The sequence below is a fragment of the Actinosynnema sp. NPDC023658 genome, from assembly GCF_040639995.1.
Lineage (GTDB): Bacteria > Actinomycetota > Actinomycetes > Mycobacteriales > Pseudonocardiaceae > Actinosynnema.
Genome location: NZ_JBFAAX010001284.1, coordinates 1 through 1,056 on the forward strand (window position 1 = coordinate 1; position 1,056 = coordinate 1,056).

1 protein-coding gene is annotated in these 1,056 nt (G+C 66.8%); it reads right to left on the bottom strand.

Annotated elements, in window-relative coordinates; genetic code table 11:
* Window positions 1–1,056: methylmalonyl-CoA mutase family protein (locus AB0G02_RS40305; protein ID WP_360805844.1), on the bottom strand; the 1,056-nt coding region annotated here is incomplete at both ends.

The window sequence follows — 1,056 nt, forward strand, 5'->3', positions numbered from 1 at the left end:
CATCGCCCGCCGCACCGACGACTCCGTCGGCGTGGTGATCGCCTCGTCGTAGGCGTTGGTGTGCAGCGAGTTCGTGTTGTCGTAGAGCGCGCACAACGCCTGCAACGTGGTCCGGATGTCGTTGAAGTCCATCTCCTGCGCGTGCAGCGACCGACCCGACGTCTGCACGTGGTACTTGAACTTCTGCGACCGCTCGTTCGCGCCGTACCTCTCCCGCATGGCGACGGCCCAGATCCGCCGCGCCACCCGGCCGATCACGCTGTACTCCGCGTCCATGCCGTTGGAGAAGAAGAAGGACAGGTTCGGCGCGAAGTCGTCGACGTCCATGCCCCGCGCCAGGTACGACTCCACGTAGGTGAACCCGTTGGCCAGCGTGAACGCGAGCTGGCTGATGGGGTTCGCCCCCGCCTCCGCGATGTGGTAGCCGGAGATCGACACCGAGTAGAAGTTGCGCACCTGCTGCTGGATGAACCACTCCTGGATGTCGGCCATCATCCGCAGCGAGAACTCGGTGGAGAAGATGCAGGTGTTCTGCCCCTGGTCCTCCTTGAGGATGTCCGCCTGCACGGTGCCGCGCACGGTCGACAACGCCCACGCCTTCAGCTCCGCCGCCTCCGCCTCAGAGGGCTCGCGGCCGTGCTCGGCGCGGAACTTGTCGACCTGCTGGTCCACCACCGTGTTGAGGAAGAACGCCAGGATCGTCGGCGCCGGCCCGTTGATCGTCATCGACACCGACGTGCTCGGCGCGGTCAGGTCGAACCCGTCGTAGAGCGCCTTCATGTCGTCCAGCGTCGCGATCGACACACCGGACGTGCCGACCTTGCCGTAGACGTCCGGCGGGGTGTCGGGGTCGCGCCCGTACAGCGTCACCGAGTCGAACGCGGTGGACAACCGCGTCGCCTCCGACCCCTTCGACAGGTACTTGAACCGCCGGTTCGTGCGGAACGCGTCACCCTCGCCGGCGAACATCCGCGCCGGGTCCTCGCCGTCCCGCTTGAACGGGAACACCCCGGCCGTGTACGGGAAGCGGCCCGCCAGGAACTCAATGCGCAGGAA